24 protein-coding genes and 1 other RNA gene are annotated in these 26,270 nt (G+C 62.0%); 10 read left to right on the plus strand and 15 right to left on the minus strand.

The window, feature by feature from the left end:
* Positions 1 to 19: 19 nt before the first annotated feature.
* From ssrA to UC34_RS08425, 6 genes are all read right to left on the minus strand, one after another.
* Positions 20 to 391: a transfer-messenger RNA gene (gene ssrA / locus UC34_RS08400) on the minus strand.
* 30 nt (positions 392 to 421) lie between these two features.
* Positions 422 to 4,423 (minus strand): DUF748 domain-containing protein, encoded by a 4,002-nt coding sequence (locus UC34_RS08405; RefSeq protein WP_052810949.1) that lies wholly within the window; start codon positions 4,421 to 4,423, stop codon positions 422 to 424.
* 118 nt (positions 4,424 to 4,541) lie between these two features.
* Positions 4,542 to 5,270: a phosphoglycolate phosphatase gene (gph, locus tag UC34_RS08410; protein ID WP_084070454.1), complete on the minus strand. Its 729-nt coding sequence runs from the start codon at positions 5,268 to 5,270 to the stop codon at positions 4,542 to 4,544.
* 1 nt (position 5,271) lies between these two features.
* Complete coding sequence (ubiG, locus tag UC34_RS08415) at positions 5,272 to 5,970, minus strand: bifunctional 2-polyprenyl-6-hydroxyphenol methylase/3-demethylubiquinol 3-O-methyltransferase UbiG (protein WP_044455183.1); 699 nt, start codon at positions 5,968 to 5,970, stop codon at positions 5,272 to 5,274.
* Between the two features lie 386 nt (positions 5,971 to 6,356).
* Positions 6,357 to 7,490, minus strand: coding sequence for an alanine dehydrogenase (gene ald, locus UC34_RS08420; protein ID WP_044455184.1), 1,134 nt, complete (start codon positions 7,488 to 7,490; stop codon positions 6,357 to 6,359).
* A 101-nt stretch (positions 7,491 to 7,591) separates the two neighbouring features.
* Positions 7,592 to 8,878: a D-amino acid dehydrogenase gene (locus UC34_RS08425; protein WP_044455185.1), complete on the minus strand. Its 1,287-nt coding sequence runs from the start codon at positions 8,876 to 8,878 to the stop codon at positions 7,592 to 7,594.
* 104 nt (positions 8,879 to 8,982) lie between these two features.
* Here UC34_RS08425 and UC34_RS08430 point away from each other — a divergent pair, with 104 nt between their 5' ends.
* Positions 8,983 to 9,471: an Lrp/AsnC ligand binding domain-containing protein gene (locus tag UC34_RS08430; RefSeq protein ID WP_044455186.1), complete on the plus strand. Its 489-nt coding sequence runs from the start codon at positions 8,983 to 8,985 to the stop codon at positions 9,469 to 9,471.
* A 168-nt stretch (positions 9,472 to 9,639) separates the two neighbouring features.
* Here the strand turns inward: UC34_RS08430 and UC34_RS08435 are convergent, their stop codons facing one another.
* The 5 genes from UC34_RS08435 to UC34_RS08455 all read right to left on the minus strand — a co-directional run bounded on the left by UC34_RS08435 (position 9,640) and on the right by UC34_RS08455 (position 14,541).
* Positions 9,640 to 10,818 carry a PA0069 family radical SAM protein gene (locus UC34_RS08435; RefSeq protein WP_044455187.1) on the minus strand — a complete coding sequence of 393 codons (1,179 nt, stop codon included), beginning with the start codon at positions 10,816 to 10,818 and terminating at the stop codon, positions 9,640 to 9,642.
* A gap of 195 nt (positions 10,819 to 11,013) precedes the next feature.
* Positions 11,014 to 11,949: a Rossmann-like and DUF2520 domain-containing protein gene (locus UC34_RS08440; RefSeq protein ID WP_157123092.1), complete on the minus strand. Its 936-nt coding sequence runs from the start codon at positions 11,947 to 11,949 to the stop codon at positions 11,014 to 11,016.
* Between the two features lie 9 nt (positions 11,950 to 11,958).
* Complete coding sequence (locus tag UC34_RS08445; protein ID WP_044455189.1) at positions 11,959 to 12,408, minus strand: TM2 domain-containing protein; 450 nt, start codon at positions 12,406 to 12,408, stop codon at positions 11,959 to 11,961.
* Between the two features lie 9 nt (positions 12,409 to 12,417).
* Positions 12,418 to 13,230, minus strand: coding sequence for an META and DUF4377 domain-containing protein (locus UC34_RS08450; protein ID WP_167370647.1), 813 nt, complete (start codon positions 13,228 to 13,230; stop codon positions 12,418 to 12,420).
* A gap of 183 nt (positions 13,231 to 13,413) precedes the next feature.
* A complete protein-coding gene (locus tag UC34_RS08455; RefSeq protein ID WP_052810950.1) occupies positions 13,414 to 14,541 on the minus strand; it encodes a PQQ-dependent sugar dehydrogenase in 1,128 nt (375 codons plus the stop codon).
* 202 nt (positions 14,542 to 14,743) lie between these two features.
* Here UC34_RS08455 and rpsP point away from each other — a divergent pair, with 202 nt between their 5' ends.
* The 6 genes from rpsP (at position 14,744) to UC34_RS08485 (ending at position 19,072) form a co-directional block, all read left to right on the plus strand.
* Positions 14,744 to 14,995 carry a 30S ribosomal protein S16 gene (gene rpsP / locus UC34_RS08460; protein WP_017234865.1) on the plus strand — a complete coding sequence of 84 codons (252 nt, stop codon included), beginning with the start codon at positions 14,744 to 14,746 and terminating at the stop codon, positions 14,993 to 14,995.
* Positions 14,996 to 15,123: 128 nt separating this feature from the next.
* Positions 15,124 to 15,765, plus strand: coding sequence for a ribosome maturation factor RimM (gene rimM / locus UC34_RS08465; RefSeq protein ID WP_044455191.1), 642 nt, complete (start codon positions 15,124 to 15,126; stop codon positions 15,763 to 15,765).
* Positions 15,766 to 15,825: 60 nt separating this feature from the next.
* Positions 15,826 to 16,593, plus strand: a complete 768-nt coding sequence (trmD, locus tag UC34_RS08470; protein WP_157123094.1) for a tRNA (guanosine(37)-N1)-methyltransferase TrmD — start codon at positions 15,826 to 15,828, stop codon at positions 16,591 to 16,593.
* 100 nt (positions 16,594 to 16,693) lie between these two features.
* Positions 16,694 to 17,080, plus strand: coding sequence for a 50S ribosomal protein L19 (gene rplS / locus UC34_RS08475; RefSeq protein ID WP_044455193.1), 387 nt, complete (start codon positions 16,694 to 16,696; stop codon positions 17,078 to 17,080).
* A gap of 231 nt (positions 17,081 to 17,311) precedes the next feature.
* Positions 17,312 to 17,998, plus strand: a complete 687-nt coding sequence (locus UC34_RS08480; RefSeq protein ID WP_044455194.1) for a CoA pyrophosphatase — start codon at positions 17,312 to 17,314, stop codon at positions 17,996 to 17,998.
* A gap of 135 nt (positions 17,999 to 18,133) precedes the next feature.
* A complete protein-coding gene (locus tag UC34_RS08485) occupies positions 18,134 to 19,072 on the plus strand; it encodes a CobD/CbiB family protein (RefSeq protein WP_044455195.1) in 939 nt (312 codons plus the stop codon).
* Positions 19,073 to 19,151: 79 nt separating this feature from the next.
* Here UC34_RS08485 and rsgA read toward each other — a convergent pair whose 3' ends face one another.
* Together rsgA and UC34_RS08495 are read right to left on the minus strand one after the other, a co-directional pair.
* Positions 19,152 to 20,093: a ribosome small subunit-dependent GTPase A gene (gene rsgA, locus UC34_RS08490; RefSeq protein ID WP_044455196.1), complete on the minus strand. Its 942-nt coding sequence runs from the start codon at positions 20,091 to 20,093 to the stop codon at positions 19,152 to 19,154.
* Complete coding sequence (locus UC34_RS08495; protein ID WP_044455197.1) at positions 20,090 to 21,337, minus strand: M48 family metallopeptidase; 1,248 nt, start codon at positions 21,335 to 21,337, stop codon at positions 20,090 to 20,092. The genes rsgA and UC34_RS08495 overlap by 4 nt, the downstream gene beginning before the upstream one ends.
* Positions 21,338 to 21,439: 102 nt before the next feature.
* Between UC34_RS08495 and orn the strand changes: the two genes are divergently transcribed.
* Positions 21,440 to 22,057: an oligoribonuclease gene (gene orn, locus UC34_RS08500; RefSeq protein ID WP_044455198.1), complete on the plus strand. Its 618-nt coding sequence runs from the start codon at positions 21,440 to 21,442 to the stop codon at positions 22,055 to 22,057.
* Between the two features lie 130 nt (positions 22,058 to 22,187).
* Here orn and mog read toward each other — a convergent pair whose 3' ends face one another.
* The gene (gene mog, locus UC34_RS08505; RefSeq protein WP_044455199.1) at positions 22,188 to 22,808 is read right to left on the minus strand and encodes a molybdopterin adenylyltransferase; all 621 of its coding nucleotides are present in this window, start codon (positions 22,806 to 22,808) and stop codon (positions 22,188 to 22,190) included.
* Positions 22,808 to 23,413, minus strand: coding sequence for a ribosome biogenesis factor YjgA (yjgA, locus tag UC34_RS08510; RefSeq protein ID WP_044455200.1), 606 nt, complete (start codon positions 23,411 to 23,413; stop codon positions 22,808 to 22,810). The genes mog and yjgA overlap by 1 nt, the downstream gene beginning before the upstream one ends.
* Before the next feature lie 115 nt (positions 23,414 to 23,528).
* Here yjgA and pmbA point away from each other — a divergent pair, with 115 nt between their 5' ends.
* A complete protein-coding gene (gene pmbA / locus UC34_RS08515; RefSeq protein WP_157123096.1) occupies positions 23,529 to 24,887 on the plus strand; it encodes a metalloprotease PmbA in 1,359 nt (452 codons plus the stop codon).
* A gap of 207 nt (positions 24,888 to 25,094) precedes the next feature.
* Entirely contained in the window at positions 25,095 to 26,246 is a 1,152-nt protein-coding gene (locus tag UC34_RS08520) for an ABC transporter substrate-binding protein (protein ID WP_044455202.1), read from the plus strand.
* Positions 26,247 to 26,270: the final 24 nt, after the last annotated feature.

Raw genomic sequence — 26,270 nt, forward strand, 5'->3', positions numbered from 1 at the left:
TCGTTGACGGTCAAGGAATTGGTGGAGCCGGCGGGGATCGAACCCGCGTCCGCAAGTACTCCACGACCAGTTCTACATACTTAGTTCAGTCGTTTGATTTAACTGCTTTGTCGCGGACGAACACGCTACGCAGCAGCGATCCACTAAGTTTTCGACCCTGGCGTCATGGCGCTGCCAAAGCTTAACTGACGTATATGACCTCTGGCGGTATTGCTACCGGTCTTGCGACACTAGTCCGTCAGTGAACTAGGCAGAGGACGGCGGCCCTTAGGCTACCAGCTTGTAACGAGAGTCGTTAGCAGTTACTTAATTTCCCATTGATTAACGAGGTGACGGGTCCTCGGTATGCCCTGAATCGCTTTGCTACCCACGTCGAAACCATGTCGGCCCCTGTGGAACTTCGCATTATGACACAAATGCCTCACTTGAGTGCGAAGTCCACCCGCGTGGTCGCCCCCTTGTCCTTGATGCCGTCCGCGTTGAGCTTCGGCGCCACAACGAACAGCCGGTCGGACGCAATCTTGCCGTCCAGCCATGACCGCACGCGCTGAGCACGCCGCTCGGCCAGCGCCCGCAAATCGTCCTCTCCGACCTTGACGTTCGTCTCCAGGAGCTTTTCCATCTCGTCGTCGGGCAGCGACTTGGTAAAGCCGATCATGTTGCGCGGCTTGGCAAAGTCCGCCGCCTTGTAGGCGGCCGTCAGGTATTTGCTGCGCTCCTCCGGCGTGACCGTGACGCTGTCCACGTCGACGCTCTCGCCCTTGCCGACCATCGCCTTGACCTTCTGGGCCTTGATGGCGCGTTCCACAGCAACGCTGCGCAGGCCGTCGGTGTCTTTCGCCGGGTCGACCCGGCCCACGATATCAAGCTTGAGCGCCTCACGGTCGTTGAGCGCCTTGACCAGCGTTTCCAGACGTTTCTCGTCGGCCGGCGTCAGGCGTGCACTGCCAGGCGCGAATTCAACGTAGCCCAGCTCCTGATCGCCACCGCCAAACGCAGACGCCAGCAAGCTGAACGGCGCCGTCACGGCCTTGACGATGAGGTTCACGAAGGCCCGGAAGATCACGCCGCCGAGGCTGAACTGCGGATCGTCCAGGGAACCCGAAATCGGAATGTCCACATCGATCTCGCCTCGCGAGTTCTTCAGCAACGACACCGCCAGGCGCACGGGAAGATTCGTCGCCGTCGGACTGTCGACATGATCGCCGAACGTCAACTGGTCGATGAAGATGTGGTTGTTCGCCGTGAGCTTCGCCTGATCGAGCAGATAGTGCACATCGACGGTGAGCTTGCCCTTTTCGATGGGGTAGCCCGCGTACTTCGTCGAGTACGGCGTGAGGTTGGTCAGCTCGATGCCGTCGGCTTTTGCCCCGAGATCCACGAACGCCATGGGTGCCAGCGGATTGATCTTGCCGTTGATGTTGATCGGCGCATTGCGATTGACCTTGCCTTGCAGCGCCACGTCGGCGGGCTCGGTCGTCGCGGTGCCGAACGCCCCGATACGCCCGCCGATGTCCGTCAGGTTGGCGGTGTAGTTCGGCTTGACGAAGTTGTCCGTGAAGTTGATGTTCCCGCCTTGCAGCGTAATACGCCCGATGTGGACGTCCGCAGGCAGCGCCTTGCCAGTGCCGTAGCCTGGACCGCGCTCCACGGTCGTCTTGCCCGGCGACTGCTCCTTTTTCTCGACTTCGGTGGGCTGTCCGGCTTCTACCGCCGACGCGGCCGCATCGAGCGGTGGTTTCGCGGCAGACGCCGCATCCAGCGGAATGCCTTCGTTCGCACGCGTGAGCGAGCGTGGAGCCTGCTTGTTGCCGACGACGTCAGCCAGGTTCAACCGCCCGTTGGCATTGATGATCAGGCGCGCGTAGAAGCGCGAGAGCGCAACACTGCCCAATTGAACGTTCGGTTTGCCGCTGCCGATCGCCAGATTGATTTGCTGCACCGACAATGCATTCCAGCGCACGAAGTCGTCGGTCGTCACCTTGTCAAGCAAGCGCACGTTGCCAAGCGTAGCGTCCCCGCGATACGTTGCCTGCGTGGTCTCGCCCTTCATGGCAAACGTGGTGCGGCCGTTGCTCGAGAGCAGGGCGCTTGCGATGCTCGCGTTAAGTTCGTCGCTCATGTACGAGTCGAATGCCGCGAGATCGAGCTGTTGCGTCTTGACCTGAAGGTCGCCGGACAGCGGTTGCGGCGTGATGTTGCCGGTCGCGTTCAGTGAGCCCTTCTTGTTCAGTGTGCCGTCCACCTGCAGTTGCAACGGTTTGGTCATGTCCTGGGAAGCGTTCTGAACCTTGATGTTCAGCGGTGCGAACCTGGCATTGATCGGACGTCCTTTGACTGCGCGGTCTTCGAATCCGACGCTGGCATTCTCGACGGCAACCTTGCCGACCTTCCACTGCCATCCGTCTGCGCCCGACGCACCCGACGCACCCGACGCCGCGCCCTTGGCCGACGAACGGCGTCCCCGCTCGGTGCCGACGCGCGCCTGGATTCCGCTACCGTTGCCATGGTTTGCGGACGTTTTGGGTTGACCGTTGCCGGTCAGGGCCAGCAGGTTGATCGTGCCGTCCTTGTCGCGCCGGGCCGCCAGATCGAGACCGGTGAGCGTGACTTCGTCGACGACCGCCTGCCGGGCGCCGAGATCGAAATGCGACAGTTTTGCCTGTGCCCTGGCCAGCTTGAGCGGTGCGTCGCTCTTGTTGCCCGTGTGCCATTCGATCTTTTCGAGCGTGGCCGTAGCCGGTTCGATCTGAACGTTCGGCTGCTTGTCGGGTGCAAAGGCCGCGCTGAACTTCGCCTGCGCGCCGACCGTACCGCTCTTCAGCTCGCCTGCAAGCGCTCCCTGCGCAAAGGGCAGCAGTGGGGCGAGTGCGATCGACTGCGCGTCGAGTTCTCCGGTGGCGTTGTGGGCGGGCAGACTGAACTGTCCGTGCGCCTTGAGCGAACCGCCGCTGTGAATGCCAAGCGACGCGTCGTAGGACGCCGGCTCCTTGCCGAGCGTCGAGAATTGTTTCACCGCGAGCTGAACGTTCTCCAGCGACACGCTGGCCGGTTTCGCGCCACGTTCGTCGGTGAAACGCAACTTGCTGTTCACAAGCGAGACTTCACCGACCAGCAGGTCGAGCGGCGACGGCTGAGCCGCTGCGGCAGCCTTCGCCTGCGCCGCCTCGGCCGCCGAGGCCGGGGTAGCGGGGCGCGCGGTCTGCTCGGCAGCCACCTTCGGTGCGGACTTGGCCGCTTCGCTGGCCTTGGGCGATGCGGCGGCTTCGTCCACTGCTTTACCCACTGCCTTGAGGACCGGACGCTGCGGCAGCAACGCCCGCGTCACGTTGATGGAACCATCCTTCTCCAACGTGACGTGCTGGTCGAGTCCGTCGATGCGTACGCTATCGATGTGATAGACGTTGTTCAGCGGTTCGATCTTGCCGAGTTTTACGTCAACCTGTTTGACCGCAACAAGCGGCGATCCGTCGGGTTCGTTGACTACCGCATCGGCCAACCCCGCAGTGCCTGTGAGCACTACGTGATGACCGTCTTTGTCGCGTGTGAACCGCAACTTCAAGTCGGTGCTGAGCGCCGCGCTCTTGATCTGCGCGGGTACCGTCATCGGCGAGTACCCGAGATACTGGGGCACGTCGAGGCGGTCGATCTTGATGTCGATGGTCGACTCGAGCGAGTCGGCGAACGGCTTCGTTTGGCCGGAGATATGCAGCGGCGCGCCGTCGATGGACGCCTGGAGCAGCGGCTGCACGAAGATGTCAGTATCGGCCGGCAAATTGGCGATGAACGGTACACCGACCTGCAGATTGTCGACGACGTGTTTCTCGTCCTGATAGGCGTCGTCGATGCGGATCGTGCCGTTCTTGATCTGCACGTTATTCAGTGCAAAACGTGCCGGTTTCGACGGCTCGGGCGAAGGCGGTCCCGAGGTGGCGCGATCGATGATGTCCGAAAAGTTGAAGCGCTGCGGGGCCGTGCGCACAATGTTGACGACCGGCGTGTCGACGTACAGTTCACCGATCACCGGCGCCAAGCGAAACAGCGAACTCCATGACGCATTGACTCTCACCTCGCCGATGTCCACGAAGGGCTGGCCCGGCGCCTTGTCGCCAATGTGCACCTTATGCAGATCGAGGCGGAGCGTATATGGATTGAAGCTGACGTCGCCCACGCTTACCGGCCGTTCGAGATAGGCGGACAGTTTGTCGACGGCGTAGTGCTTGAGCACGGCCGGGACGGTGAAGTAACCGACGACACCGAACACGGCAATGATGCCGGCGGCCCAGAGGCCGGTTTTACGGGCGCGGCGGCGCACGTCGGGGTCGCGCCCGAGCGCTTGTACGCGGGCGAGACTTTGCTGCAGGCGGTTGCCGTCTGCGGAGGTTTGCGTCGAGGATTTGCGATCGTTCGCTTGCTCGGCCATGCGGTCTCCCGTAAGTAGCCAGTGAAGCATACGCCGCGCCACTGAAGCGCGGCGGGACAGTCCCGAAACGCGGCCACGGCGTGCGTCGCGGCGTTTCGGCGGGCGATGGTCCGGCGGCTTAAACCGCCGACATCACCAGCGGGGCGATCGCGCCCGCGCGTTCGACGACGGCATCGGCCTGCCACTGGGTAGGCGCGAGCGAGTCGCCGCAATAGCCGTAGGCCGCGGCCACCGTGGCCATCCCGGCCGCTTTGCCTGCCTGCACGTCGCGTAGATCGTCTCCGACGTACACGATCTGTGCCGGCGCAATGCCCAAGCACTCCGATGCGTACAACAATGGTGCGGGATGCGGTTTGCTGTGCGGCGTGGTGTCGCCCGAAACCACGCAGGCGGCGTTGTCCGAAAGCCCCAGCAATTTCACGAGCGGGTTGGTCAGGCGCGCTGCCTTGTTGGTCACGATGCCCCACGGCATGCCGCGCTCGGTGAGCGCCGCGAGCAGGGCGGGGATGCCTTCGAACAAATGGCTCTGCACGCACAATGCGGCTTCGTAATTGGCAAGAAAGGCGTCTCTCAGCGACGCAAAGGCCGCATCCTCCGGCGTGACACCGAACGCACTGCCAATCAGTCCGCGAGCGCCATGCGACGCCTGCAACCGCAGCGTTTCATAAGGTCCGGGCGGCAAACCGCGGTCTGTACGCACTTTATTGACCGCCGCGACGAGATCGGGCGCCGTGTCGGCGAGCGTGCCGTCGAGGTCGAACAGCACGGCGCGAATGTCGCCATGCAATAGTGTCGGCACGGGGGTGTCGAGGAGGGAGTCAGGGACTCGGGCGGGGGGCTCGAACATATCAGGCGTCGCGTGTGCACGCGATCATGTAGTTGACGTCGGTGTCGCGATTGATCGAGTAACGCTTGCTGATCGGATTGTAGGACAGACCACGCATGTCGCGCAGAGTGAGGCCGCTGGCACGGGTGAACGATGCCAGTTCCGACGGGCGAATGAACTTGGCGTAGTCATGCGTGCCGCGCGGCAACATGCGCAAGACATACTCGGCACCGACGACGGCCAGCAGCCAGGCCTTCGGATTGCGGTTGAGCGTGGAGAAGAACACGTGACCGCCCGGTTTCACGAGCGTGGCGCAAGCGGCCACGATCGATGCGGGGGAGGGCACGTGTTCCAGCATTTCCATGCAGGTCACGACGTCGTACGTTCCGGCGTCTCGCGCGGCAAGCGCCTCGGCGGCGATTTCTTCGTATTCGATGTTCAGGCCCGCTTCGAGGCTGTGCAGATCCGCCACGCCAAGCGCTTTCTTCGACAGATCGATGCCCTTCACGCGAGCGCCCTGGCGGGCCATCGATTCGGAGAGGATGCCGCCGCCGCAGCCGATATCGAGCACGCGCTTGCCTTGCAGCGGCACGTGTTGTTCGATCCAGTCGAGGCGCAACGGGTTGATCTCGTGCAGCGGTTTGAATTCGCTGTGCGGATCCCACCAGCGGTGGGCCAGTTCACTGAATTTATTGAGTTCTTGCGGATCGGCGTTCATCACTTGCTCATGGACATTGACGGATCTACGCAGACCGGATGTGACATGGCCGCGCGTGCCCTGTGAACCGGATGGTCGGCGGGCGCCGTCGAGATGGGGCAAGTATAACGAAGTGAGTACGCCCATGTCCAAAGCGCCAGACGTGGCGGGGACTTCGGGGGTGTCGTTCGGCGCGTAGCGACACGCGTGCCGGCAGGCAGGCGCGGCATGAGGCTATCCGGTCACGTCTGCCCGTCCATCTACCCGTTGGATCGCAGCCCCATTTCGCGCCGGACGGTAGCGGCCGAACGTGCTGAAACGAGACGGAACCGGAAGCTGAAGGCGGCGATCTGATGTCGCCGCCTGCGTATCGTGGTTGTCCCGGTTCGCGGGAGCTTGCCTCGCCCGTGTCAGGCGGCGGCCGGCAGATTCGCCAATACGGCGTTCGGGTCGTGGTAGACGAGGCCGAGTGCGTCGGCTACGCCCCGGTTGGTCACCATGCCGCGCGCGACATTCAGGCCTGCGAGAAGATGGGGGTCGGCGCGCATGGCGGCCACGGCGCCATGATCGGCCAATTGAAGAATGAACGGCAGCGTCACGTTGTTCAGGGCAAAGGTCGAGGTGCGCGGCACGCCCCCGGGCATGTTGGCGACGCAGTAATGCACCACGCCATCGACAACATAGACCGGGTCGGCGTGCGTGGTCGGGTGCGACGTCTCGCAGCATCCGCCCTGATCGATCGCGACATCGACGATGACCGAGCCTCTGCGCATCAGGCCGAGCATCGCTCGCGTGATGAGCTTGGGCGCTGCGGCACCGGGAATGAGAACGCCGCCGATGACGAGGTCGGCGTCGCGCAAATGACTTTCGATGGCGTGCTGCGTCGAATAGACGGTCTGCACGCGGCCGCCGAACTGTGCGCTGATGCGGCGCAAGGCGTCGACCGATTTATCGATGACGATCACCTGCGCGCCGATCCCGACCGCAACCGTCGCGGCATTGGTGCCGACGACGCCGCCACCCAGAATGACGACTTTGCCGGCTTCCACGCCCGGGACGCCTGAGAGCAGCAAGCCCAGTCCCCCGTGTGTTTTCTCGAGTGCCGTGGCGCCTGCCTGAATCGACATGCGGCCTGCGACCTCTGACATGGGCGCGAGCAACGGCAGGCCGCCGCTCGCGGACGTCACAGTTTCATACGCAATGCACGTGGCTCCGCTCTTGATCAGGTCGCGCGTCTGTTCCGCGTCGGGGGCGAGGTGAAGATAGGTGAACAGTGTGTGGTGGGGGCGCAAGCGTGCGCGTTCGATCGCTTGAGGTTCCTTGACCTTGACGATCAGCTCGGCACGGTCGAAGACATCGACGGCGTTGGCGGCGATGCGTGCACCGGCAGCGGCGTAGATCGTATCGTCCATGCCGATACCTTCGCCGGCTTGCGACTCGATCCACACCTCGTGCCCGCGTGCCACCACTTCGCGTACGGCTGCGGGCGTCATGCCTACGCGATATTCGTGGTTCTTGATCTCCTTGGGTACACCGATCTTCATGATGCGTCTCCTGTGTTGTGTTTTGTTGGAACAGCAAACAACCGGTATGACAATGCGGCAACGACAAACAAAAACGGCACCCGAAGGTGCCGTTTCGCAAATCAGGCGAAGGCCGGTTGGGCCTGCGCCTCCGACGCGCCGCTGTAGCGCGCCACGGACAGGTCGTCCGCAAGGATGGCGGGGCGACGTCCGGACATCAGATCGGCCAGCAACTGACCCGAGCCGCACGACATCGTCCACCCCAGCGTCCCGTGTCCGGTATTCAGGAACAGATTACGCAGCGACGTGGCACCGACAATCGGCGTACCGTCCGGTGTCATGGGGCGCAAGCCCGTCCAGAAAGACGCTTGTGCCGTATTGCCGGCGCCCGGATAAAGGTCGTTGACCACCATTTCGAGCGTAGCGCGACGTGCCGGATTGAGCGCCTTGTTGTATCCGACGACTTCGGCCATGCCGCCAACGCGGATGCGGTCGTCGAAACGCGTCACGGCGATCTTGTAGGTTTCATCCAGGATGGTCGAGACCGGAGCGCGCGAGGCGTCGACGATTGGCACGGTGATCGAGTACCCCTTGAGCGGATACACGGGGATGTCAACGATGCCGCGCAGGAACGAGGTGGAATACGAACCGAGCGCAACGACGTAGGCGTCCGCACGTTGGAGCATCCCCGCGCAAACCACGCCCTCGATCTTGTCGCCAGCCACGCTGAGTCCATCGATCGGCATGTCGTAACGGAACTTCACGCCAAGCGCTTCGGCCATGGCCGCCAGTCGCGTGGTGAACAACTGGCAATCGCCGGTCTCGTCGTTCGGCAGGCGCAGGCCACCGGTCAACTTATGGGCGACGGTAGCCAATGCAGGCTCGGCGCCGGCCAGCGCCTTACTATCGAGTAACTCGAACGGCACGCCTGCCTCTTCGAGTACGGCAATGTCGCGCGCGGCATTGGCCAGTTGCTCTTCCGTACGGAAGAGTTGCAGCGTGCCGGCCTGACGGCCTTCATAGGCGATCCCCGTTTCGGCCCGCAGTTCGCGCAAGCAGTCGCGGCTGTATTCAGCGATTCGCACCATGCGTTCCTTATTGACGGCATAACGCTCGGGCGTGCAATTGCGCAGCATCTGATAGAGCCACTTCAATTGCGTGAGCGTGCCGTCCGGGCGAATGGCGAGCGGTGCGTGCTTCTGGAACAGCCATTTCATGGCCTTGGTCGGAATCCCCGGAGCCGCCCACGGCGACGCGTAACCGGGCGAGATCTGGCCGGCGTTGCCGAAGCTGGTTTCGAGCGCCGGACCCGCTTGACGATCGAGCACCGTGACGTCATGTCCGGCCTTTGCCAGGTAGTAGGCGCTGGTAACGCCGATGACGCCGCTGCCGAGAACGATGACCTTCATTGCGTTGACTCCTGTAAAACCATAGTTATGCAGTAATAATTCGCATGCTATTCTCGGATAGGCAGGTTTAGTTAATGTATATCGCCTGAATTCAGGAATTAATCATGAGAGTGCAGCAGCAATCGGTTCGCACGCTGGACCGGCTCGATCGGCGGATTCTGACGCTGCTCCAGCAAGACGGCCGGATGTCCATGAAGGACCTGTCCGAACAGGTGGGCCTGTCGATAACACCGTGTATCGAACGCGTGAAGCGCATGGAACGCGATGGCGTGATCATGGGGTACTTCGCCCGAGTGAACCCGGCGGCGCTCGGGGCGGCATTGCTGGTTTTCGTGGAGATCACGCTGGATCACAAGTCCGGCAACATGTTCGATCAGTTTCGCCGGGAGGTGCTGCGCATTCCGGAAGTCATGGAGTGTCACCTGATCTCCGGCGACTTCGACTACCTGATCAAGGCGCGAATTCGTGAGATGTCCGAGTACCGCAAGTTGCTGGGCGACATTCTTTTGCAACTGCCGGGTGCCGTGCAGTCGAAAAGCTACGTGGTGATGGAGGAGATCAAGGAAACGCTCACGGTGCACATCGAGGAGTGACGCCGACATGGGCGCCATGGGGGGACACGCAGGACTGCCGCTTTGCGACCTGGATCGGGAGGGGAACGGTCGATAGTCGGATTTATCGATTTGCGCGTTGCGGCTGCATCGACCCGCGTTTTCCGCCGCGCCAGGGGCGCACGCTGCGGCGCCGTGTTTGACAGTCTGTCAGAAGAGCGGCAGTTGCGGGTCGACTTTGCCGGTGGATTCAGGGCCCGTTGAACCGCGCCGCGTCGTTGTACCGACCGACGTGTCGCGGCCGTTCGTGACCAGATCGCCGGGCGGTCGGTCGGGCACGCGAAACTGATCCACTCTCAATGGCGGGCGCGCCTGGTTTAGTCCCAACTTGCGGGCTGCCAGGTGGAAGCGCTGGCGAATCAACTCGGCATGCAGGCCAGTCCCCCGCATACGCGTTCCAAACTCGGCACTATTGTGTTTGCCATCGCGGACTTGCTCGATCAGGCTTATCACATGGCGCGCCCGCAATGGGTAATTGGCTTCGAGCCAATCGACGAATACGTCATGAACTTCTCTCGGAAGTCGCAACATCACGTAGCCGGCGTACGTCGCACCCGCTGCGGCTGCCGTCGTTAGGACACGTTCGATGTCGAAGTCGGTGAGGGCGGGCACGATCGGTGCCACGATCACGCCTGTCGGGATGCCGGCGCTCGTCAACTTGCGAATGGCTTCGATACGCTTGGGCGGCGTATTGGCGCGGGGCTCCATCTTGCGAGCGATCTCCGCGTCGAGCGTTCCCACCGAAATGAAAACCCTGGCAAGTCCGCGCTCGGCCATCCGCGACAGGATGTCGATGTCCCGAGTGACAAGTGCGGATTTGGTGGTAATGCCCACCGGGTGGCCAAAGCGCTCAAGCACTTCAAGCACACCTCGCGTGATGCCGTACTCCCGCTCTATCGGTTGGTAGGGGTCGGTGTTCGCGCCCAGTGCGAGCAGGGCGGGTTGGTATCCGCGCTTGCGCAATTCGGCATCGAGACGTTCGGCGGCGTTGTGCTTGGCGTACAGACGCGTTTCGAAGTCGAGTCCTGGGGAAAGGCCGAGATAGGCGTGTGTTGGCCGCGCAAAGCAGTACGTGCAGCCGTGCTCGCACCCTCGATAGGGATTGATCGAGCGGTCGAATGGAATGTCGGGCGACGTGTTGCGGGAAATAATCGTTCGTGCGGTCTCCAGCGCGACCTGGGTGACGAATTTGACTTCGCATTCCTGGGCCGCGTCTGATTCGTGGCGATTCTCGTCGCTTTCGCGACGAAATTCGGAGAAGCGCGATTCGAGATTGGCCGTAGCGCCTCGGCCCTTGCGCGACGGGGGCGGCGCGAATGAGGATGCCATGGTTCGTCTCCTGGTCGTCTCCTGAATGGCGACCCTGTGACGCATTGGAAGCAGCCGCAGGGGATGGCTGTCATTATACTGTGTTTTTATACAGTATTTTGACGGAGACGAAAGATGACAACGAATGCAGCCGCAATGGCGGTGAGCGTGCCTATGGCAGTGGCGGGCTGGAAGGCGTGGGCGTCTTGGGCGAGGTTATGCGTCGCGCTCGGGAGCCACGGGGGGAATATACGGGGCGATGGCTCGCGCAATGGCATCGAGCGCCGTGTCGTCGGCGTTGGGGCGTTGCCGGGCGAGGTGGATGGCTCGCTGGGTGAGCAGGGAGTACAGGGTCGCGTGGTTGCCCCCCATTGCGGCAAGCGCTTCCGTGTGTCGGGTGACGATGCCGGCATCGCCGCGCGACACCGGCCCGGCCAGCGCGCCCGAGAGCCCGCGCTCGCGCGCGGCGTTGAGCGTCCCCATCACGAGAGGCCACATCGCGTCTCGGGCGTCTTCCGTCGGGAGACCGATCGCCTTCCACAGATGCGTTGCTTCGTCGAGAAGGCAAAGCAGAAAGCTGGCGGCGTAGTTGGCACCCGCGTGATATCGCATACGCTCGCCCGCAGGAATCGACAGGGTGCGACACCCCATGTCGCTCGCGAGACGTTGAAGCACTTCGTTCAGCGGCGCTTCAGCCTCGATCGCGATCGCGCTGCCCGGCAGGCGAGTTGCGTCATCGTCCAGTCCCGCAAAGAGAAACAGCGGATGGAATCCGCCGATTTGTCCGCCGTGCTTCGCTGCAGGCGCAAGCAGGTCGACTTCGGATGCTCCGCTGCAGTGCACGAGCGCCTGACCGGCGCGAGGCGTGAGGTGCTCCGCGCATTCGGCAATGGCGTCGTCGGGAACCGTGAGAAAAATCACGTCGGCACGCGAAAAGACAGCGTTCATGTCACCGGGGCGGTCAACGGTCAGTGGGTGGCAATCACGCAGCGCCGCTGCGACACGCTCGGTGTTTTCCCTGCGGCGGCTGGCAATGACGGGCACTTCATATCCGGCCCTGACGGCAGCCCGCGCCAGAGCGCTGGCGACACGTCCCGCACCAATGAAGCCCAGCGTCGGCCGGGGCGGGAGTGGTGGCGAAGTGAGCGTCACAATCGGGTCCTACTGAGACAGGCGATTCGGTGTGTCGTGGATTTCGAAGTACGTCTGGAACGCCACGGCGAAGCCGACCATCATCAGCATGGCGCCGACAAACAACGACACGCTGACGATGATGACGGCGACCCAGCCCGAACGGGACTTGGTCGTGACCCGAGTGTTGAATTGTGCGTTCCAGCGCTCATCCGGGCGAAGTCCGTAGACGATCGCGGCGAGAAACGCCGAAAACAGCGAGATGGCGCCGAGAACCGTCAAGACCCATCCCGCCGGGGAATGCAGTTCGCTCGTCACAAGCAGCCCCCAACCTGCCACCCCGCACGCAGAACCCACGATGTGGGCCCAGCCGAAGCGATCGCGCAGGCCGTACAAATAGAAGCGATGCAGCCCCAGCGTGCCGAACAGCATGGCGAGGCCGGCGGTCAGGGTCTTGGACTTGTATGCGACTGCGTTCATTGGGTGTGGTTATCGGGCAGGCGTTTCGCGAAGGACTTCGACGAGCGTCCAGCGCATGCTCGACGCGTCAGCGGGCGGATTGGCCACGGGCTCGCCGTGAATTTTCACGCGGTATTCTACGCCGGGCTTCCACTCGAAGCCATCGATGTGGGCGTACCACAACTCCCACTGCGATTTTCCGGTGTCGTCCGCCGTACGGACGCGCAAGCACTTACGCGGTGCTACCCCGACGCAATCCGCCATTTGCGAGTCGACATCCAGAATGCGGTCTTCTGTCCTTGTCGTGCCGCTCGCGCCCGCCACCGGACGGTTGAGCAGTGTTTGCGACGCGTAGGTCAGCGTCTCGCCGTTGGGCGCGCTCAGTGTCAATTGCGTGTCGCGACGCTCAAAGCGGGTCACGCTCGGCAGCGTCTTGAGATAACGGGACTCGAACGCCATCGAATCCGCGCACGCCATGCGCGTCGCAGCAGGGGGCTGGATCGTGACCTGACCCTTGCCCGGACCGATGGTGTACTGACCGAAAATTCGATTGCAGCCGCCTGTGCCGGAGAACGCGCCCTTGTCGTTGAACGTGAGGTTGATCACGCGGCCTTCGGGCAGGCTCGGGGCGTCGCTTGCGCCTTCCCATTTCACGAGTTGCCACGTGCCGAGAATGTCGGCGGGGCCCGTCGCGGCAGCGGTGGTATCCGCGGCGCCTGACGTCGGACTCGTGCCGCCGCCCGTCGGTGCGGCGCAACCGGCTAGCAGGGCGGCCGGCACGAGGAGGGTCGCCACATAGGTGGCGAAGGAGGCGGGGCGGAGCGAGGGTCGGCTTTGCGTCATGATTTTGAACGGGTGTAGTGGCATGGAGGGCAGGGACGGCCAAAATCGCGTTGAACTGAGGGCAGTGTGTTCAAACGGCGCCGTGAATACCATGATCCGTTGACCGGGTCTGCGAGGGGACAGTTCCTTGCGTAGGGCTAAGGACATTTCCCAATCGGTGTGGCTAACTGTCATGGCGAGGCCTCAAGGCTTCCGGTACGTGATGCGGTATATCGCGCCGGCATAGTCATCGCTAATCAATAGAGAACCGTCTGGCAATGTCAGCAGATCGACGGGGCGGCCCCACACGGACTCGTCGGCGCCCAGCCAGCCCTGAGCGAAGACTTCCTGTTTCGCTACATTGCCTTTCGCATCCAGGGCCACGCGTACGACCCGATAGCCGACCTTGCTGCTTCGATTCCATGATCCGTGTTCAGCGATAAAGATACTGCCGCGATACGCCTCGGGGAATTGCTTGCCTAAATAGAAGCGCATGCCGAGTGCTGCAACATGAGCGCCAAGTTTCGCCTTGGGCGGCGTGAAAGCGCTGCAAGCTTTTTCTCGCCCGAAGGCGGAGTCCGCAATGTCGCCCGCATGGCAATACGGGAATCCGAAATGCTCGCCGTGACTGGTGAGTCGGTTGAGTTCATCGTCGGGTATATCGTCGCCCAGCGAATCGCGACCGTTGTCAGTGAACCATAGCGCATTTGTGCCGGGTTGCCAGTCGAATCCCACGGTGTTGCGCACGCCGCGGGCGACGATACGCCAATCGGTACCGTCCGCTTTCATGCTCCCGATCATGGCGTAGCGATTTTCGTCTCGCTTGCAGGCATCGCAGGGGGCGCCAACACCGACGTAGAGGCGTTGGTCGGGTCCGAAAGCGATGTATCGCCAGCCGTGGTGGCTTTCCGAAGGTAGCTTGTCGTAGACAGTCGCCGGTTTGCCTGGATTGTCCAGATGATTTTCAATGTCCTCTAGCTTCACGATACGTGAAACCGCCGAGATATAGAGGGTGCCATTTCGAATGGCGACACCCACGGGCATGTTCAGACCCGAGGCGATCGTGCGGATTTTGGCGGCGTAGGCGCGCGACGGGTCGAGCGTGATCGCGTAGACGTTCCCCTGGGCGCGGCTTCCGACAAACAAAGTGCCTTTCGGACCCAACGCCATGCCCCGCGCGCCGGGCACTTGATCGGAGAGGACTTCGACGTGGAAACCGGGCGGCAGTGACAGTTGCTCGATCGGAAGGGCCTCGCGCGCTGGCGCGAGTTGAGAGGCGCAGGCGAGGAGCGCGCCCAGAAGGCGTTGCCATCCGTTGGGAAATCGTGGCATGCAGGACTCGCTTCACGCAAAGGATGCGTGCATTGTAGACCAGGGCTCGCAGGGGGGGCGGCAGCGCCGCATAGGCGGCCCAATTTGGGCGCGGTACGGCGGGGACCACATTCCGTTTGGCGAAGTGTTTGTTTTGACGAGGGTTTTGCGCTATAATCACGCGTTTTCTGTCCGAACACTTCTGGATTCACAAGGATTTAATATGGTCGTTATCCGCCTGGCTCGCGGCGGCGCGAAGAAGCGCCCGTTCTACAACATCGTTGCAACCGACTCGCGTAACCGCCGCGATGGCCGCTTCATCGAGCGTATTGGCTTCTACAACCCGGTCGCTGCCGAAGGCACGGAAGGTCTGCGTATTGCTCAAGACCGTCTGACGTACTGGCAAGGCGTTGGCGCACAACTGTCGCCGACCGTGGCTCGTCTGATCAAGCAAGGCGCCAAGGCTGCTGCCTAAGCTTTCAGATAGTCGAGCTGTACGCATTGCTATCGGTTTGCCGATGGCATGAGAATTGAACGGCGGTGCCTGTTCCCGAGCGATCCGGAGCAGGCATCGCCGTGTGTTCGTCACAAGGTTGGATTGGCATGGTTCGTACCGCACGTGAGCGGGTACCGCTGAAAATCGGTGCTGAAGCGCGTCGCGCCTCCGGCATACGCGCTGAGCAGGTGCTAGCCCCGGTGACCGAAGTCCCCGACGATCTCGTCGAGCTTGGTTACATCGGCGATGCCTACGGGATTCGCGGCTGGATCAAGGTGCAGCCGCACACGGGTGAGGGCGAAGGCCTCTTGTCCGCAGATTGCTGGTATTTCCGCCGCCCCGGTGAGTCGGCCTATACGAAGGCCAACGTGCTGCATAGCCGGGGGCACTCGGGCACGGTCGTCGCACAATTGCGGGGAAGCGAGAACCGCACCGCTGCCGAGGCGCTCAAGGGCCTGCAGGTCTGGGTGCCGCGAAGCGCGTTTCCGACAGCAGGTGAAGACGAGTTCTACTGGGTCGACCTGATCGGCGCTCAGGTGACGAATTTGCAGAACGAATTGCTGGGGAAGGTCGTCGGGTTGCTCGATAACGGTGTGCACACCGTATTGCGTGTGACGTACGACGTGCCTGCCATCGACGACAAGCCGGCGAAGACCGCCGAGCGCCTGATCCCGTTCGTTGGCCAGTATATTCAGACTGTCGATACCAAGGCGGGGCGCATTGTGGCCGACTGGGGTCTCGATTACTGAATTACCGATTGACCGCCCGGTGGCTTTGGCGCCCGGGCACCTATGGACGGAACCGGTCTGATGCAGTTTGACGTCGTCACGCTCTTTCCCGAAATGTTTCGGGCACTGACCGACTGGGGCGTCACCAGCAGGGCGCTCAAGCAGTCGCGCTACGGTTTGCGGTTTTGGAATCCGCGTGATTTCACGCATAACAACTACCGCACGATCGACGATCGTCCCTACGGTGGCGGTCCGGGCATGGTGATGCTTGCCAAGCCGCTCGACGATGCGATTGCCGCTGCAAAGGCTGCACAGGCGCAAGCCGGCGTGCCGCGTGGTCGGGTGCTGTTGATGTCGCCGCAAGGCAAGCCGTTGACACACCGTCGGGTTGTAGCGTTGCGCGAGCAGGAGCAGGGTCTGATTTTGCTGTGCGGACGTTACGAAGCCATCGATCAGCGGCTGATTGATCGCGTGGTGGATGAAGAGGTCAGCGTCGGCGATTTTGTGCTCTCTGGCGGTGAACTGCCTGCCATGGCGCTCATGGACTCACTGATCCGCCTGCTGCCGGGGGCGCTGAACGATGAGCAATCGGCGGAGCAAGACAGCTTCGTCAATGGGTTGCTCGACTGTCCGCATTACACGCGGCCGGAAGAATACGAAGGTGTGCGCGTGCCCGACGTGTTGTTGGGTGGGCATCACGCCGAGATCGAAAAGTGGCGGCGCCGTGAGGCGTTGACCAACACTTGGCGCAAGCGGCCCGATTTGATCGAGAGCGCACGCGCCAACGGATTGCTCAGTCGTGCCGATGAGGCATGGCTGGCAAGCCTGCAGGCCGATTCGGCCAAGTAGGTTCGGGTGTCGTCATGGGGACGGCATTCGGTTTGAACCCATCCTCTGTCGGGGCCGGCTCGCCGGTATAACGTCGATACGATGGCACAAGGAGTGGTAAATGAATCTGATCGCCAAGATCGAGCAAGAAGAAATCGCGCGTCTGACCGCGAACAAGACGATCCCCGAATTCGCCCCGGGCGACACCGTGATCGTCAACGTCAACGTGGTTGAAGGTAACCGCAAGCGCGTTCAGGCTTACGAAGGCGTCGTGATCGCCAAGCGTAACCGTGGCCTGAACTCGGGCTTCATCGTCCGCAAGATTTCGTCGGGTGAAGGCGTTGAGCGTACGTTCCAGACGTACTCGCCGCTGATCGCCAGCATCGAAGTCAAGCGTCGTGGTGATGTTCGTCGCGCGAAGCTGTACTACCTGCGTGAGCGTTCGGGCAAGTCGGCACGTATCAAGGAAAAGCTCACGTTCAAGAGCAAGCCTGCTGCCGCCGAGTAAGTCGGGCGCTGCTACGTCTGGCGACCTGTGGCCGGGCGCAGCAAAAGTCGTACGGAAAAGCACCCTTCGGGGTGCTTTTTTCGTTCTGTCGTCGTCGCTCGAGCGTCATGCGGCGGTGCGCCATAACGCAGGCATGCCGCGAATTACCGTGTGAATTGCATTTTCTTCGCGCATACGCACTTTCGGCTTCCTCGTTAAAATAGCGAAGTTATCTATCCTGCAAAGGTCTACGTGGCCCCACCTCTCATCCTGCACCCTGAAGCATTACCAATCGTCTCGACGGGCGAGGGTGAGCCTTCGGTGCCGGCAGAGCGGTTGACGCCCACGGCGCTACGTGACCGTCTGGCCAGCCCGCCGATCTGGACGCCGGAGTCCGGCGTCGTCGAATTGACCTCTGCGTCGCTCTTCACGCCACGCGCTGCTGCGGTCCTCGTGCCACTGGTGATGCGTCCGCATGGCACCACTGTGCTGCTCACGAAGCGGACCCAGCATCTGAGTACGCACGCAGGGCAGGTGAGCTTCCCCGGGGGGAGTCGCGAGCCAGATGATCCCACGCCCATTGCGACGGCTTTGCGCGAGTCACGTGAAGAGATTGGACTGGATGCCGGTGCCGTTGAGGTTATCGGGAGTTTGCCCGACTACGTGACCGGCACCGGCTTTCGCGTGGCGCCGGTCGTGGGGTTGGTCAAACCCCCTTTCGATCTGGTGGCCGACACCGGGGAAGTGGACGAGATTTTCGAAGTGCCGCTGGATTTTCTGATGAATCCGGCGCATCACCAGATTCGTGTCTTCAATTATCAGGTCGGTGAGCGCCGCTTCTACGCGATGCCCTACCCGAAGCCGGCGGGCGGCGAGTATTTCATTTGGGGAGCGACGGCCGGCATGCTGCGGAATTTCTATCAACTGCTGCGCGCCTGACGCGAAAGGTCGCCCGGCAGTGCGGGCGGTGCGCCCGAATGCGTTAGCGAGTGCGTCGCCGAAGCGCACTGGGCGGGCATTTGCGAGAAGCTGTGCTATCGTTACACCATTCCGTCCGGTGATCTGATCGCACGCATGACATTCTTCTCGGTACTCCTCGCGCTGATCCTCGAGCAGGTGCGTGCCCTCTCCACGCAAAACCCGATCTACAACCTGATCCGCTCCCACGCGACACACACGTCGCAGTCATTCGACGCGGGGCAGCCGCGTCATGGCGTGCTCGCCTGGCTGGTCGTCGTCGTGCCGTTTGTCCTGGCCGTTGGCGTCATTTACTACCTGCTGATGCGGGTCAACATTTTCCTGGGTTTTGCCTGGAACGTGCTGATCGTCTATCTGACGATGGGTTTTCGCCAGTTCAGTCATTACTTCACCGACATTCACGTTGCGCTCAATAACGACAACGTCAACGAAGCGCGCGAGATCCTGCGTCAATGGATCGGCATCGATACGGTCGATATGCCGGTGGACGAAATCGTGCGCCACACGCTGTTGCACGCGGTCATCGCGTCCCATCGCCATGTCTTCGGGGTGTTCTTCTGGTTCCTGATGCCGGTTGGTCCGGCGGGCGCGGTGTTGTACCGACTCGCGGAGTACCTTTCGCGTCGGTGGACGGAAGCCGCACCCGACCGAAGCCCGGCATTCGGCGCGTTTGCACGCAAGGCCTTCTACGTCATCGACTGGGTGCCTGCACGTCTGACCGCGATTGGCTTCGCGATCGTTGGTAACTTTGAGGACGCTATCTATGCATGGCGTCATTACGCGAAGCAATGGCCAAATGAAAACGAAGGCATTTTGCTCGCCGCCGGGAGCGGCGCCCTGGGCGCGCGACTGACCGGACCGTTGGCTGAAGTGTCCAGCGTTGACGCCCTCAATCAAGGCGACGACGCGGTGCTGCCCGTCGGTAGCGAGTGCACCCCGCGCACCCTGCAGGCAGCGGTCGGTTTAGTGTGGCGCGCGGTGCTGTTGTGGATGCTTCTGTTGCTCTTGCTCACGCTTGCCGTCTGGCTCGGCTAATTTTGCCCGCCTCGCAGGACCTGCGAAAAACCCCGCGGAAGCGGGGTTTTTTGTTGCATGGCGTATGCGCTGTCGTCGCTTAATACGGGATCTGCTGTTCCGACTCGTGGACGAGTTGCGCATAGAGCGCGTGGCGCTGTTGCGAAATCCGCCCATCGGCGACGGCTTCCAGGATTGCGCAGCCCGGTTCCTTCAGGTGATGACAGTTGTAGAAACGGCATCCGGTCAGGAGTGGGCGAAACTCGGGAAACGCGCGCTCCAATGCGCCTTCCTTGAGGTGATGCAGGCCAAACTCCTGAAAACCGGGGGAGTCGATGAGCAGACCGCCATCCGGGAGGTGAAAGATGCGCGTGAAGGTCGTTGTATGTTTGCCGGAATTCAATACCGTCGAAATTTCGCGCGTGGCAGCGTCTGCATTGGGCACGACGAGGTTCACCAGACTCGATTTTCCCATTCCGGACTGGCCAAGCAGCAGGGATGCCTGATGGGCCAGGCGAGGCAACAGCAGTGCTTTTGCTGTTTCGGGATCCGCACGTACCGATAACTCGAGCACTTCATATCCGAGTGCCCGGTACGGCGCCAGACGTTCGCGGGCGGTCGGCAAGGCGCTGGTCACGTCCGTCTTATTCAGGACAATCAACGGCCGCAGTTCGTTAGCTTCCGCGGCAACGAGGGCACGGCCAAGCAAGTCCTCGCTAAAGTACGGTTCCGTCGCCAGCATGATGACCAACTGGTCGATGTTGGCGGCAAACAGTTTGCTCTTGAACTGGTCCGAGCGATAGAGCAGATTACGCCGCGGCAGAATCTCCTCGATGACGCCCTGATCCCCCGTGCGCGCCCAGGAGACCTCATCGCCAACGGCGATTTCGCTCTTCTTGCCGCGCGGGAAGCACAGCACGGTCTCACCGTCGCTGGCTTCGACGACGTAATGACGGCCGTGGGCGGCGGCTACGCGTCCGTGGCGCCGTGCCTGTTCGGTCGTCTGAACCGCCTGCGTTTTATCCTTGGCGCCGCGCTTCATGCTTGCCCCAGCAGACGGTCGATGCGCTGGGACGCGGGCGGGTGCGAATAATAAAACGCTGTGTAGAGCGGATCGGGCGTCAATGTCGACGCGTTGTCCTGATAGAGCTTGACGAGTGCATTCACCAGGTCGCTCGCCTGCGTCTGGCTCGCGGCGAACGCGTCGGCTTCGAATTCATGTTTGCGCGAGGTAAGGCTGCTCAGCGGGCTGGCGAAGAACCCGAACACCGGCAAGACCAGGAAGAAAAGCACCAGCGCCAACGCGTTGTTGCTGCCGGTCATCGACGGCATCACACCGAGTTCCGTGTAGAACCATGTTTTTCCGGAGAGCCAACCGAGCAGGGCGAGAAATGCCAGTGACAGGGCGAACGCGACGACCAGACGCTTGGTGATATGGCGACGCTTGAAGTGCCCCAGTTCGTGCGCCAGAACGGCCTCGATCTCGGCAGGCGAGAGTCGCTCGATCAGCGTGTCGAAGAACACGATGCGCTTGGCTCGGCCGAATCCGCTGAAATAGGCGTTGCCATGTGCGGAGCGCTTCGAGCCGTCCATGACGAACAGCCCTCGTGCCGCGAAGCCGCAACGCTGCATCAGCCCCTCGATGCGTTGCGCGAGCGAAGCATCCGAGAGCGGCTCGAATTTATTGAACATCGGCGCGATCACGTGCGGGAAGATGAACTGGACGAAAAGGTTGAACGCGACCCACACGACCCACGTGTAGATCCACCAGAGCGGCCCGGCCTGGTCCATCAGCCAGAGCACGACGAACAGCAGCGGCAAGCCAAGTGCGACACCGACGGCCGTCCCCTTGATCATGTCCGCGATGAAGAGCCCGAGCGACATGCGGTTGAAGCCGAAACGCTGTTCGATGACGAATTGGCGGATATAGGTGAAGGGCAGATCAACGACGCCGGAAATGAGCAGTACTGCGGCGATGAGGGCGATCTGGCCGACATACCCCTCGCCAAGCCACGACGAGATGCCGATATGAAGCAGGTTCAGTCCGCCCAGCAAGGTAAACGCGACAAGCAGAACCGCTTGCGCAAAGATCTCTGCCATTCCGAGCCGGGTGCGGGCGACGGTGTAGTCGGCAGCGCGCTGATGATCGGTCAGCGTGATCGTGTCGGCAAAGCGCTCGGGCACGGACGCTCGATGGGCCACCACATGGCGGACCTGGCGGGCGGCCAGCCAAAGCTTGGTCATGACCATCGCCAACAGAAAGATCACGAAGAGATAAGTGAACATGCGCTTAAGGAGAATCTGAAGTATGCGAGAATTATAAGTTCTTTCGACCGGCGAGGCGCCGTGCCGGTCGCCTTACGACGCGTTTTCCAGAGTCTTCCGATCATGTCTTCCATTCCATCCCAAAATCCCACGCTCGCCGACGCCGAAACAACGCTTGCGCGGGCCGAGTTCAATTTGGTTTGGCTCGACATGGAGATGACCGGTTTGCAGCCCGACAGCGATCGCATCATCGAGGTGGCGGTCGTCGTTACCGATTCGGCGCTCACGCGACGCATCGAAGGGCCGGTCTTCGCGATTCACCAGTCCGACGCCGTGCTCGACGGGATGGATGACTGGAACAAGTCCACACATGGCCGCTCGGGGCTGATTGACCGGGTGAAGGCGTCGACTGTCGACGAAGCGGACGCAGAGACCCAACTGATCGAATTCCTCAGCCAGTACGTGCCACCGAACAAGTCGCCGATGTGCGGTAATTCGATCTGCCAGGATCGCCGCTTCATGGCGCGTTACATGCCCAAGCTCGAGGCATTCTTCCACTACCGGAATCTGGACGTCAGCACGCTCAAGGAATTGTGCCGCCGCTGGGAGCCGACGGTATACAAGGGCTTTACCAAGCGTGCCGCGCACACGGCACTCGCCGACATCCACGAATCGATCGACGAACTGGTGTACTACCGTGAGCACTTTCTGAAGACCGCTGTGCCGGGGGCTACGGCCTGAGTTCTTGCGAAAGCGGCAAGCACAAACACGAACGCCAGCGAATTCGCTGGCGTTTGTGCGTTTGTGCGTTTCGACGAGGAATCGACGAGGAATCGGCGACGGTAGACGGGCTGGGCGCCCCCGGCTTCCATCAAGTCGATTTCGGGGCGCGTATCGCGTTCTTGGGGCGGAAGGCCTTGCAGACCGTTTCGTTCGTCTCGATGTACGGCCCGCCGATCAGGTCGATGCAATAAGGCACCGCCGCAAAAATGCCGGGCACGACCGACTTGCCGTGCGCGTCGCGCAGCCCTTCGAGCGTTTCCTTGATGGACTTCGGCTGTCCGGGCAGATTGATGATGAGCGCCGCATGATCTGCCGTCTCGCGTATCACGGCCACCTGTCGCGAGAGGATCGCTGTCGGTACGAAGCGAAGGCTGATCTGGCGCATCTGTTCGCCAAATCCCGGCATCTCCTTGGTGCCGGCAAGCAGCGTGGCTTCGGGCGTGACATCGCGCCGCGCAGGGCCGGTGCCGCCGGTCGTCAGCACCAGGTCGCACTGCATCGTGTCCACCAGTTCGATCAGGGTGGCGGTGATGTCTTCGGCGACGTCGGGAATCAGTCGGGTTTGCGTCACCCACGGCGACGTGAGCGCGCTGCCGAGCCATGCCTGAAGCGCAGGAATGCCCTGGTCTTCATACGTGCCCTGACTCGCGCGATCGCTGATGGACACAAGACCTACGCGAAGTTCGTCGGGATGTGCGCGGGCAACCATCAATCATCCTCGCGTGTTGGGAATTCCGGAAGATCGTTATCGGCCTCGTCCGAAGTTTCGGTTGCGGCAGCGCCGGTGCCGAGCAGATCCTTGAGGACCTGAAACAATTCGCGGAACGCCTTGGGCGGCTTCTGTGCGGCCTGCTCGCGGCGGGCGTTGCGAATGAGCGTGCGGAGTTGCTGGGCATCGGCGCCGGGATGTTGCGCGAGCAGTTCGGTCAGCGCCTCGTCCTTGGCCAGCAGGCGTTCACGCCACCGCTCCAGCGCATGCAGCTTGGCGGTTTCGGCCTTGGAGACGCCCTTGATGACGTCCAGCGCGCGCTGGATGGCCTCGATTTCCCGTTCGTCGAGCGTGCGCATCTGCTTGCCCACGTATTGCAACTGACGGCGCCGGCCTTCATGTGCCGTGATGGTGCGGCAATCACGAACGGCGCGTTCGAGGTTTTCGGGCATTGGCACGCGGGCGAGCGCGTCCTTGGCCAGATTGACCAGTTCTTCGCCCAGATCCTGCAGCGCATGCGACTCGCGCTTGCGCTGGGATTTGCTTGGGCCTTCGTCGGAAAGCTCGCTATGGGCGATACGGTTAAAGCGTTGAATGTGCGTCATAGGCGCTATTGTAACGCGGCGCGCGTCGTCCAAATAGTTGCTTGGGCTACGCACGACGGCTGGCAAGTCGCGCTAAGATGGCGGTTCCTATTCAGCCACTGACCGAATCGCGCCGATGTCCCAAGCGACCCAGCATTTCACGCATACCCAGGATCAACTCAAGGAAATCGTCAGCGACGTGCTGCAGTACGCCCGTTCGCTCGGCGCAACCGACGCAGCAGCGGAGATCTCCGAGGGCGATGGCCTGTCGGTCTCGGTGCGGCGCGGCAAGGTTGAGACCATCGAGCGCAATCGCGACAAGCTGGTCGGCGTCACCGTTTTCATCGGCCAGCGCCGTGGAAATGCGAGTACGTCCGACTTTTCCCGCAAGGCGCTGCACGACACGGTAGACGCCGCCTACAACATCGCTCGTTTCACCGCGGAAGACGATTGCGCGGGCCTCGCCGAGTCCGAGTTGCTCGAAATGCATCCGCAGGACCTGTCGCTGTTCCATCCATGGGACATTACGGCCGACGAGGCCGTCGAACTGGCGCGTCGGGCCGAGAAGGCCGCACTCGATGTGAGCCCGATCATTCGCAACTCCGAAGGTGCGGCCGTCTCCGCCCAGCACTCCCAATTCCTGCTTGGCACGACCCGGGGCTTCCTTTCCGGTTATCCGTACTCGCGCCACTACCTGTCGGTGTCGCCGATCGCGGGCTCCGGCAGCCACATGCAGCGCGACGACTGGTATTCATCCAAGCGTGCGGCCAGCGATCTCGCGTCGCCCGAAGCCGTCGGTCGATACGCCGCCGAACGTGCACTGGCGCGTCTCAATGCCCGCAAGCTTTCTACGCGCAAGTGCGCGGTGCTCTTCGAGGCGCCGCTCGCGGCGGGGCTGCTGGGCGCGTTCGTGCAGGGGGTGAGCGGCGGTGCGCTGTATCGCAAAGCGACGTTCCTCGTCGACACGCTGGGTAAGCCCGTCTTCGCCGAGCACGTTGGCATCCACGAGGACCCGCACGTGCCCCGTGCCATGGGCAGCGCGCCTTACGACGAAGAAGGCGTCAAGACGCGCGCGCGCGACGTCGTGAGCGATGGCGTCGTACAGGGCTACTTCCTGTCGACGTATTCGGCGCGCAAGCTCGGGATGCAGACGACCGGCAACGCGGGCGGCTCGCACAACCTTCGCATGTACAGCAAGCTGACCGCGCCGAGCGACGACTTCCGCGCCATGCTTCGCAAGCTTGGGACCGGCCTGCTGGTGACCGAACTGATGGGGCAGGGCGTGAACTATGTGACGGGCGACTATTCGCGCGGCGCCTCCGGCTTCTGGGTCGAAAACGGCGAGATTCAGTACCCCGTCGAAGAAATTACGCTGGCGGGCAATCTGAACGACATGTTCCGGCAGATCGTGGCGATCGGTGCCGACACGCTGGTGCGCGGTACCAAGGAAGTCGGGTCAATCCTGATTGAACAAATGACCGTTGCCGGTCATTGATGCTGCAAAAAGCCGTTATGGCGCCACAAACGCGTTGCATTTGTGCGCCATTGCGGGGCAAATGCTCAATTATCGTGTCCGGCGCAAGCAGTTTGCGATATCCTTAGGGGTTTTCTTAAGCCGTGGCTTAAGAACAGATACGGTAGTTAGGGTAATGGGCGCGCTCATAAGGCGCGCCTTCTCATAACTAGAGGAGGAAGAGGACTCATGAAAAGCACCATGACCAAGTTGCTGAGCGCACTTGTCGCTACGGGGATGGTGGCTGCGGCCCACGCAGCCGATCTGAAGATCGGCGTGGCCGAAGCACTGTCGGGCGGCGCTGCGCAATACGGTATCGCCATCAAGAACGGTTTCCAGCTCGCCGCTGACGAAATCAACGCCGCTGGCGGCATCAATGGCAACAAGCTCGTGCTTCAGGTCGAAGACGAGCAGGGCAAGAAGGAAGAGGCGATCAACGTTTTCAAGAAGCTGATCTTCCAGGACAAGGTGCTCATGGTCTTCGGCCCGACGCTGTCGAACTCGGCACAGGCTGCCGACCCGATCGCGCAAGCCGGCAAGACGGTCGCTTTCGGCACGTCGAACACGGCTGACGGCATCACCTCGATTGGCGATTACATCTTCCGTAACTCGGTGACCGAAGCCGACGTGCTGCCCGAGACCATCAAGGTTGCGGCCAAGCACACCGGCATCAAGAAGGTCGCGGTGCTCTACGGCAACGACGATGTGTTCACCAAGAGCGGCTACGACAACTTCAAGAAGGCGCTCGAAGACTTGAAGATTCCGGTCACGACCACCGAAACGTTTGCCAAGGGTGACGTGGACTTCAAGGCGCAGCTCACGAAGATCAAGGCATCCAACCCGGACGCCATCGTGCTGTCGGCATTGATTGCCGAAGGTGCGCCGATCATGGTGCAGGCGCGTCAACTGGGCATCAACGTCCCGTTCATCGGCGGCAACGGCATGAACTCGGTCAAGATCTTCGATCTGGCCAAAGGCAGCTCGGACGGCCTGTGGGTGGGTAGCCCGTGGTCGATCGAGAACAACACGCCGGCCAACACCAAGTTCATCGCCGCCTACAAGGCCAAGTACAACGTGGCCCCGGACCAGTTCGCCGCGCAATCGTACGACGCGATGTACATCGCGGCGGGCGCGATCAAGAACGTGAAGATCTCGGGCAATCTGGATGCCGACCGCAAGGCCCTGCGCGACGCGCTGCCGAAGGTCACGCACGACGGCGCGACCGGCAAGTTTGCCTTCCGTCAGGCAATGGGCAAGAACGGCAAGCCGGCCGGCTACGATGCACAACAGGCGCCGATCGTCAGCGTGACGAAGGGTGGCAAGTACGTCATCGAGAAGTAACTAGCCCGGCAGTACTTGAAGAAG

The sequence above is a fragment of the Pandoraea vervacti genome (assembly GCF_000934605.2).
Classification (GTDB): Bacteria; Pseudomonadota; Gammaproteobacteria; order Burkholderiales; family Burkholderiaceae; genus Pandoraea; species Pandoraea vervacti.